Below are 8830 nucleotides of genomic sequence, written 5' to 3' on the forward strand. Positions count from 1 at the left end.
GCCGCCCCGGCGGCCCGGCCGGTCCGCCGCCTCCCGGCAGCCGTCCCCCCGCGGGCGGCCCCGGCGGTCCCCGCCGCCCCGGCGGCGCCACCGAGCGCCGCCCCGGCGAGGAGCCGACGGAGATGCTGGTGCCGGTGCACCAGAGCCTCCCCCGCGAGCCCGAGCTCCTCACGCACCGCGAGGACGAGGTCGAGCTGGAGCCGTTCTACGACGAGGACGGGTACGACTACGAGCTCACCGAGGCGGAGGCCAAGGCCGTGCGCCGGAAGAAGCTCTGGCGCCGCGTCCGCCGGACCACCTACGTGGCGCTCGGCCTGATGCTGCTCGCCCCGGTCGTCGCCTTCGCCATCGCCTACCAGGTGGTCGAGGTGCCCAACCCGGAGCAGGTCGCCGCCGACCAGAGCAAGGTCATCTCGATCCGCTACGCCGACGGCTCGGAGATGGCCCGAATCGCGCTCGGCGAGGCCAACCGCACGCTGGTGAAGTACGAGGACCTGCCGGACTCCATCAAGAACGCGGTGTTCGCCGCCGAGGACCCGACGTTCGAGACGAACCTCGGCTTCGACATGCGCGCCATCGCCCGCGCGGTCTGGTACCAGGCCACCGGTCGCGAGTCCGGCGGCTCGGGCCTCACCCAGCAGTACGTCAAAGAGGCGACCGACCAGTCCGACGCCACGTTGACCCGCAAGTTCAACGAGATGGTCGCCGCCTACAAGATGTCGGAGCAGCAGGACAAGCACGACATCCTCACCGCGTACCTGAACACGGTCTACTTCGGCCGCGGCGCGTACGGCGTCAAGACCGCGGCGAAGGCGTACTTCGGCGTCGACGACCTCCAGCAGGTCACGCCGGCGCAGGGGGCCGTGCTGGCGGGCATGATCCAGAGCCCGAGCCGGTCGGAGGACCTCGCGTACGTCGAGGAGCGCTGGAACTACGTGATGAACCAGATGCTCCGGTTCAACTGGATCGACTCGACCTACCGGGAGACCGAGAAGGTGCCCGAGCGGATCTCGCTGACCGAGCAGTCCGGTCTGAGCGGTCCGCGCCTGCACATCCGGGACCAGGTCCTGGAGGAGATGGCCCGGGTCGGCTGGGACCAGGAGAAGGTCCAGAAGATCGGCGTCACCGTGCACACCACGATCGACCCGAAGATGCAGCAGTCCGCCGAGGACGCGGTCAACCAGGTGCTCGACGGCCAGCCGGAGGACCTCAAGACCTCCCTCTCGGCGGTCGACCCGACCAGCGGCGCGGTGCGGGCCTACTACGCGGGCGAGGACGGCGCCGGGCAGGACTACGCCCGCGAGACGCTCCAGGAGGCCGGCTCGTCGTTCAAGCCGTTCGACCTGGTGGCCGCCCTCCAGGCGGGCAAGGGCCTGGGCAGCACCTACGACGGCCGGTCGCCGAAGTCCTTCGACATCGGCACGGACAAGCCGCTGGTGATCCGCAACGCCTCGGACCGGGGCAACTCGTGCGGTGAGCGGTGCCCGGTCCGCAAGGCGATGGAGATGTCGCTGAACACCGTCTTCTACGAGATGGTGCTGGAGATCGGCACCCAGCCGGTCGCCGACGCGGCGTTCGAGGCCGGCATCCCGAAGACGGTGAACGTGTACGGGGAGGAGCGCAAGCTCCTGTCCAACGAGACCGGCGGGCCGCCGAACATCGGCATCGCGCTCGGCGGTGGCGAGGCGCAGGTGCGGCCGTTCGACATGGCCTCCGCCTACGCGACGTTCGCCGCCCGCGGCGTCTACCACGAGCCGTTCTTCGTCTCGAAGATCACCAAGGACGACGGCGAGGCGATCTACCAGCACGTCGACGTGTCCCGGGTGGCGTTCGACGCGGACCCGACCAAGAGCCAGAACATCGCGGACAACGTGACCGAGTCGCTGCGGCCGGTCCTGAAGTACTCGCGGCTCGAGTGCGCGGGTGGGCGCGAGTGCGCGGGCAAGACCGGCACGCACGAGCTCCCGGACGACGCCGGCCAGAACTCGAAGGCGTGGATGGTGGGCTACACGCCGACGCTGTCGGCGTCGGTGTGGATGGGCAAGAACGAGGGCAACAAGGCGTTGCAGGACGCCAGGGGCAACCCGATCTTCGGTGGTGGGCTGCCGGGCCAGATCTGGCAGAAGTTCATGGACAACGCCCTCGCCGGGTCGGAGTCCGGGCGCTTCCCGAAGGCCAAGCCGATGGGCCAGTACGACAACCCGCGCCCCGTCGTGACCACCACGAACCCGTCCACGAACCCGTCGGAGAACCCGGACCGCAGCCGGGACCGCACCACGACCCAGGAAACCACCACCACGACCCAGGCCCCGACGACCAGGCCGACGCGGCCGTGCACGGGGCTGGTCTGCCCGACCACGCCGACGACGGCGCCCACGTCGGACGAGAACGACCCCGACCCGGGTCCCGGCAACAACGTCCGACCACCGGGCGGTGGCTGATCCACCCCCGCGAAGTTCATCCCTGAGCAGAAGGGCCCGGCTCCCGCCGGGCCCTTCTGCTTTGTCCGGGAAATCTGTCAACGAAGTGCTTTTGTTCACCCGACAAGACGCGGGTGATCTGCACCACGAACCGGGTCAATTGACTTCGGATGCACCCTGTAGTTCTCTCGTTTTGACGGTTCACGCAGCCAGGGGGGCACAAGTGGGCAAGTTCTTCGCCATGATCTAGCAGACCGGTGGTGACCCCGCCTCGTCCAGGCGGTCACCGAGGTCCTCGTTTTCGGTTCCGCGCAGACCGCAGGTCATCACCTGCGCCTTTGCCGCGCGGAACGTTCCCCGTGACGCATTGCGGACGCACCGCGCCACCGCGGCGTCGAACCACGCCCGCACCACCGGTGAGCACCCGCTCGGGTGCTCGCCAGTCGAGCGCGCAATTCCGCGCGCCCGGCCGGATTCCCCTGCGATCACCTCGAAGAACGGTGGGCCCGTGCGAAGGAAGAGAATAGTGCTGCCCGCGGCGATAGCGCTGCTGGCCTCGTTGGCGCCGGTCCCGGTCGCCGCGGCGGAACCGGCGCCCGACCGGGCACCGGCCGCGCCCGCGGCGCCGGTCGAACCACCCGCGGTGGCGGCCCGAGCGGCGCGGCGAACTCCTGGGCGCCGACTGGAAGGCGTCCGGCGACCGGCTGTGGACCACCAGCGGTGACGCCACCGGCTTCCACGTGCTGGTGGCCGAGGCCAGGACCGGGTACTCCTGGCGAACCGCGGCCACCCTGCGCAAGCCGGGCCTGGAGGCGGACGCGTGGATCGGCAACGCGTGCGTGACCGGCTCCGGGACCAGGGCCGTGGTGGTCTACGCGCCGCGGGGTGGCAGCGGTCGACGGACCGGGCCTGGACCACCAGCGGTGACGGGGACGGCTTCCACGTCCTGGTCGCCGACGCCTCGACCGGCTACACGTGGCGCACCGCGGCGACCCTGTCGGAACCGGGGTTCGAGGCCGACCAGTGGATCGGCAACGCCTGCGTGACCGGGTCCGGCAAGCGCGCGGTCGTCGTCTACGCGCCGCGGATCTTCACCAACCGGGACCGGTCGGCCGGTCGGGGCGGGTTCAGCGCGACCGTGGACCTGGACACCGGCGCGGTGACCGAGCTGCCGGTCCGGTCGAGCCTGGCCTACTTCAACCCGGGGTGCGGCGCCGGCGAGGGCGCCGTGTTCACCGAGGAGGGTGACGACCTCGGCCGGACGCGGCTGACCAGGCTCGACGCCTCCACCTCCGCGCCGGCGAGGCCGGTCGAGGTGGAGGGTCAGGTCACCTCGGCCGTGCCGACGGCCGCCGGGGTGGTGGCGGCCTCCGGCTCGGCGCTGGTCAGGATCGACGACAGCGGCAACCGCACCCGGGTCGCCGCCGCGACCGGGTCGCCGTTCATGGTGCGGCCGGACGCCGACGGCGGCGTGGTGTTCCTGGAGCGGCTGGGCGACCGGGTGCGGGCGCGGCGCGCGCTGCCCGGCGACCCGCGGGCGAGGGTGACCACGCCGGCCACCGGCGGGGTCCGGGACCTGGGCGTCACCTCGGGCCGGGCCGGGTCGGTGTTCCTCACCGGCAAGGCCGACGAGGTCGGCGCGCTGCCGCGGTCCGTGGTCAAGGTCGACGCGGCCCGGGACGCGCTGGTGTCCACCGGGGGCCGGGTGGCGGTGGAGCGGTCCGGGTGGGCCGGCCCACCGGGGGCCGACCCCGGCGCCGCGCGTCCCGCGGAGGTGGAGCTGAAGGTCCTCGGCACCGGGGAGCGCCTGGGCTTCACCGTCGACCCGACGACCTCGGTCGGCGCGCACGCGGCGAGCGGGCGCGAGCCGCGCCCGGGGTCCCCGGGACGCCCGGTGGGATGAGGGCCAACGCGGACCTCGCCAACCCGGTGGACGCCGAGCGCACCTGCGCGATCCCGCGCGGCGACGCCGGCGCGATGGCCACCCAGCCCACGGCGCTCCAGGCGGAGTGGGCGGCGGACCGCGCCGTGCTCGGCACCCTGGAGAACACCGACTGCGGTTACGGCATCACCCGGGTCACCGACGGCATGAGGACGGCGGGCCGCGAGGGCGGTCACGCGCCCGCGCTCCCGGCGGCCCAGCAGCGGGCGATCGCGCTGGACCACAAGACGAACATCGCGCGCGGCCTCCAGATCCTCCAGCAGAAGTGGAACCAGACCCGGGCGGCCGGCCTCGTCGTGAACAACGGCAACCCGCGCAAGATCGAGAACTGGTTCTTCGCGGTGTGGGCCTACAACTCGGGGTTCAACCCGAACCGGGGCGACGGCTCGCCGTGGGGCGTGGGGTGGACCAACAACCCGGTCAACCCGCGCTACCCGGCCAACCGGCTGCCGTTCCTGGAGTTCAACCAGGCCGACGCGGTGCGGCCGAACCTGTGGCCGTACCCGGAGAAGATCATGGGCTGGGCCGCGCACTCGATCTCGACGCCCACGGGCCCCGGTTTCGAGCCGGCCTGGTGGAACACGGCGGGCTCGAACGGGAACCTGTACCGCGAGCAGGTGAAGCCGCCGGTCGACCTGTTCTGCACCGCTCAGAACGACTGCCACCCGGGCCAGGCGTGGGTGCCCGACGACCCGTCGGTGCTGCCGGGCCCCGGTGACGACCCGGAACCGCCGGGTCCGTGCGACCACCGGAACCCGGCCACGGGCAAGCGGGACCTCAAGTGCTGGTGGAACCTGCCCGCGACGTGGAAGCCCGACTGCGAGCTGACCTGCGGCGTCTGGAACTTCCGCTTCGACGTGGAGCCGTCCCCCGGCTGGGGGACGAACTACCCGCCGCGGTGCGCGCAGGACACCCTGCCCGCGAACGCCCTGATCGTCGACGACCTGCCGGCCACCCCCGCGGCGCTGCCGGCGAAGTGGGCCGACCCCGCCCGCCGCTGCGCGCGGGACTGGACCAGCCAGGGCACGTTCGGCCTCCAGTTCGACAACCCGTCCGCCAAGATCGACTTCCACCAGATCGGCGCCGGCTTCGACAACCACTTCTGGTTCGGGCACACCCGCGAGGACGACGCCGCGGGCAACCTGGGCAAGGTCACCGGGACTTGGACGCTGAACCGCCGGCTCGTTCGCCGGCACGCCCCGGGTGCGGCTGTCGACCACCACGTTCGACGGGTTGGGCGTGGAGGACGTCGCCTGGGACGCGGTGGCCTTCCAGCCGATGCCGAACAAGCCCGCGAACGTGGTCGTGGCGCTGGGCGACTCCTGCTCCTCCGGTGAGGGGGCGGGCGGGAACGCCGCCTACTACCGGGAGACGAACGTGCACGGCGACAAGCCGGACCTGCGCAACGCCTGCCACCGGTCGCCGCACGCCTGGTCCAGGCAGGGCAGGCTCGCCGCGCACGGCGGCAACACCATCGGCCAGATCGCCGACTTCTACAACGACCCCACGCTGGACTACCACCTGCTCGCGTGCAGCGGCGCGCGGACGCGGCACGTCCTGCCGTTCCACTCGGCGGGCGAGGACAAGCCGACCGACTCGCTGGGGCAGGAGGGCGAGGGGATGCACAGCGAGGTGTCCCAGCTGGACCGGGGCTTCGTCGACGAGAACACCACGCTCGTGACCATGTCCATCGGGGGCAACGACGCCCGGTTCAACGCCAAGATCGTGCTGATGGGGTACCCCAGGCTGATGGAGCGGCGCGGTGACTGCGCGGTGACGTTCGCGGGGCTCACGATCGACTGGCTCGCCGAGATGTCGGACCTGCTCGCCGACCAGCACGCCGGGCTGGTGCTCGACCTGAACGCCGACGGGATCCCCGTCGAGTTCGCCGACCCGAGGGCCGGGTTCGCCGGCAAGGCCGCGTGCGGCGACCCGGTCGCGGGCGGGGCGCCGGTCCGGGTGCCCGTCCGGGTCGCCCCCGTCGACCGGGGGCAACCCGGACACGTCCCGCGGCGGACCTCACAGCCGGTGTTGACCCGTGCCCGTAGCATCGCTGCCCGTGGCCAGTCCCTCGCACACCCAGGCGAACGCCGACGACGCCGACTCCCTCGGTCCCGAGGAGCGGGTCAACCCGACGTGGACCGAGGCGCCCGCGCGGGCGGTGAGCAGACTGGTCGGCGGACCGGTCGGCCGGCACGCCCAGGTCGGCAGGCAGTGGTTCTGGACGCCGCTGCGGGTGGTGCTGCTGTTCGCGGTCGTGACGCTGGCGCTGGCCTGGTTCCAGAAGTCGCCGTGCGTCCAGCAGTACGTCGACGACAACGGCGTGGTGCAGCTGGACTGGCGGGGCAGCAGGCAGTTCGTCGCCCTGTGCTACTCCGACACCGTGCCGCTCTACACCGCGGAGCGGCTGGACCAGGCGGGCACGTTCCCCTACCGGACCTCGTGGGTGGACGACGAGGGCAAGCCGACGGCGCACGTCCGGTACATGGAGTACCCGGTGCTGACCGGCATGTTCATGCTGCTCAACGCCCGGATGGCGCAGGGGTGGACGGTGATCGCCCAGTCGGGCTGGCTGCCGAACCCGATGACCGTGATCGTGTACTTCAACATCACCGCGGTGTGGTTGGCGCTGGCCTGGCTGGTGACCGCGTTCGCGGTGTCGCAGCTGGCCAGGCGCAGACCGTACGACGCGGTGCTGGTGGCGGTCTCCCCGCTGGTCGTCGTGCACGCCTTCACCAACTTCGACACGCTGGCCACGGCGTTCGCCACGGCGGCCATGCTGGCGTGGGCGCGGAAGAGACCGCTGCTGGCGGGCGTGCTGCTGGGCCTGGGTGGAGCGGCGAAGCTGTACCCGCTGTTCCTGCTCGGGCCGTTGCTGCTGCTGTGCTGGCGGTCGGGGAAGCTGCGGGCGTTCCTCACCACGCTGGGCGCGACGCTGGTCACCTGGGCGGCGGTGAACGCGCCGATCGCGCTGCTCTACCCGGCGGGCTGGCGGGAGTTCTTCCGGCTGAACACCGAGCGCGGCGTGGACCCGGACTCGCTCTACAACGTGGTCGCGCAGTGGACCGGCTGGCCGGGCTTCGACCCCGGGCTGGCGCAGGGGCAGGCGCCGGAGGTGCTGAACGCGGTCAGCGCGGCGCTGTTCCTGGTGTGCTGCGCGGCGATCGGGTACGTGACGCTGTCCGCCCCCCGCCGGCCGCGGTTCGCGCAGCTGGGGTTCCTGGTGGTGGCGGCGTTCCTGCTGACGAACAAGGTGTGGAGCCCGCAGTACTCGCTGTGGCTGGTGCCGCTGGCGGTGCTCGCCCTGCCCCGCTGGCGGCTGCTGCTGGCGTGGATGGCGGTCGACGCGCTGGTGTGGGTGCCGCGGATGTACTTCTACCTGGGGGTGGAGAACAAGGGGCTGCCGATCGACTGGTTCCTGGGCACGGTGGTGGCCCGGGACGCGATGGTGGTCCTGCTGTGCGTGCTGGTCGTGCGCGAGATCTACCGGCCGGACCTCGACAAGGTGCGGCAGTCGGGCGACGACGACCCGGCGGGCGGGCCGCTCGACGGGGCGCCGGACCGGTTCGTGCTGCGGTTCGGGCGCGGGCGGGAGCGGGAGCGGGTGGAGGCGGCCCCGGCCGCTACGCCCGTGGGCTGACGTCGCCCGCGGGCTCGGGAGGCCGCCGGCGGTCGGTGAAGGTCACCTCGGCCCGCAGGAACACCAGGAACAGCGCGGCCAGCAGCACCGCCCGCCCCCACACCCCGATGACCACGGCCTGCGCCGCGAACCCGTCGTAGATGCCGGACGGTTGGCCGGACTCGATGGCGTGGTACCAGCGGAAGATGCCGATGCCCATCGCGAGGTCCGCGGCGAAGTAGGCCGCCACCCAGCCCCAGTTCACCCGCAGCAGCACGAACATCGGCACCAGCCACAGCGTGTACTGCGGCGAGTGGACCTTGTGCAGCAGCAGGAACCCGCACAGCATGGCCGCCGACACCGGCACCCACGGGTAGGTGCCCTCGACCAGGTGGCGGCGCCGGCCGAGCAGGCAGGCCAGCGCGAACGACAGCAGGACGGTGACCGGCGAGAGCACCGACACCACCGACTGCATGGTCTCGTCCGCGATGAACGGCCGCATCGACCAGAACCAGACCGAGTTCGTGGTGATGTCCACCCGCCGCAGGCCCTGGAACGTGAACGAGGCCCGCCAGCCCTCCGGGCCCGCCACCGCGAACGGCAGGTTGATCACCACCGCGGTGAGCACCGCCACCAGCGCCACCCGGGTCGCGCCCACCGGGTCGTACCGCCGGCCGGCGGGCAGCTCCCGACCACCCGGGCCGCCGGTCAGCACGTACAGGCACAGGGGCAGCACGAAGATCGCCGGGTAGACCTTGAACGCGAAGCCGATGCCGAGCAGCACCGCCGCGACCACCGCCCGGTCCACCAGCGGGCGGGCGGGGGGGGGGGGGGGGGGGGGGGGGGGCG

At 72.3% G+C, this 8830-nt stretch carries 6 protein-coding genes; 4 read left to right on the forward strand and 2 right to left on the reverse strand.

Annotated elements, in window-relative coordinates:
- The 3 genes from ACFP3R_RS37105 to ACFP3R_RS37115 all read left to right on the forward strand — a co-directional run.
- On the forward strand, positions 1 to 2441 hold a 2441-nt coding region (locus tag ACFP3R_RS37105), incomplete at its 5' end, for a transglycosylase domain-containing protein (RefSeq protein WP_380643649.1).
- Between the two features lie 814 nt (positions 2442 to 3255).
- Complete coding sequence (locus ACFP3R_RS37110) at positions 3256 to 4323, forward strand: SMP-30/gluconolactonase/LRE family protein (protein WP_380643652.1); 1068 nt, start codon at positions 3256 to 3258, stop codon at positions 4321 to 4323.
- The gene (locus tag ACFP3R_RS37115) at positions 4320 to 5699 is read left to right on the forward strand and encodes a hypothetical protein (RefSeq protein WP_380643654.1); all 1380 of its coding nucleotides are present in this window, start codon (positions 4320 to 4322) and stop codon (positions 5697 to 5699) included. The genes ACFP3R_RS37110 and ACFP3R_RS37115 overlap by 4 nt, the downstream gene beginning before the upstream one ends.
- A 177-nt stretch (positions 5700 to 5876) precedes the next feature.
- On the opposite strand, the gene ACFP3R_RS37120 is transcribed toward ACFP3R_RS37115, so the two are convergent.
- Complete coding sequence (locus ACFP3R_RS37120; protein ID WP_380643657.1) at positions 5877 to 6155, reverse strand: hypothetical protein; 279 nt, start codon at positions 6153 to 6155, stop codon at positions 5877 to 5879.
- Positions 6156 to 6421: 266 nt separating this feature from the next.
- On the opposite strand from ACFP3R_RS37120, the gene ACFP3R_RS37125 reads away from it, so the two are divergent.
- Positions 6422 to 8002, forward strand: a complete 1581-nt coding sequence (locus ACFP3R_RS37125) for a glycosyltransferase family 87 protein (RefSeq protein WP_380643659.1) — start codon at positions 6422 to 6424, stop codon at positions 8000 to 8002.
- Here ACFP3R_RS37125 and ACFP3R_RS37130 read toward each other — a convergent pair.
- The gene (locus tag ACFP3R_RS37130) at positions 7986 to 8777 is read right to left on the reverse strand and encodes a hypothetical protein (RefSeq protein ID WP_380643660.1); all 792 of its coding nucleotides are present in this window, start codon (positions 8775 to 8777) and stop codon (positions 7986 to 7988) included. The genes ACFP3R_RS37125 and ACFP3R_RS37130 overlap by 17 nt on opposite strands.
- Positions 8778 to 8830: the final 53 nt, after the last annotated feature.

The organism is Saccharothrix lopnurensis, assembly GCF_042658445.1.
Lineage (GTDB): Bacteria > Actinomycetota > Actinomycetes > Mycobacteriales > Pseudonocardiaceae > Actinosynnema > Actinosynnema lopnurensis.

Excerpts from the sequence above, each read along its gene's own strand:
- ACFP3R_RS37115 (WP_380643654.1), top strand. The coding sequence starts at position 4,320 with ATGAGGGCCAACGCGGACCTCGCCAACCCGGTGGACGCCGAGCGCACC.